We start from the raw sequence: 270 nt of genomic DNA, 5'->3' as shown, positions 1-270 counted from the left end.
CATAAGTATGGTACGACGTATTGTTAAAGCTGGCATCGGTGACCGGCCACAGCAACAGCTGGAATTTCAGTTTCGGTGTGCCTGCTTCTTTCGCTTTCAATGCCACTACCGCCGCCATGTTACCACCGACGCTATTACCGGCGACGGCCAGGCGGTTACCATCCACACCAATTTTCTGACCATTTTCGGCGACCCATTGGGTGGCGGCATACGCCTGGTTGATTGCGGTTGGGTATTTCGCTTCCGGTGATGGGGTGTAATCAACATACA

1 protein-coding gene is annotated in these 270 nt (G+C 53.0%); it reads right to left on the bottom strand.

The genetic code is table 11. The features are described 5' to 3' along the window. On the bottom strand, positions 1-270 hold a 270-nt coding region (locus R0J87_RS20690; RefSeq protein ID WP_498888601.1), incomplete at both ends, for an alpha/beta hydrolase fold domain-containing protein.

Source organism: Halomonas sp. SIMBA_159 (assembly GCF_046536035.1).
Lineage (GTDB): Bacteria > Pseudomonadota > Gammaproteobacteria > Pseudomonadales > Halomonadaceae > Vreelandella > Vreelandella venusta_A.
Note: the sequence above shows the minus strand (reverse complement) of the source record. Positions and strands in the feature narration are given on the sequence as shown.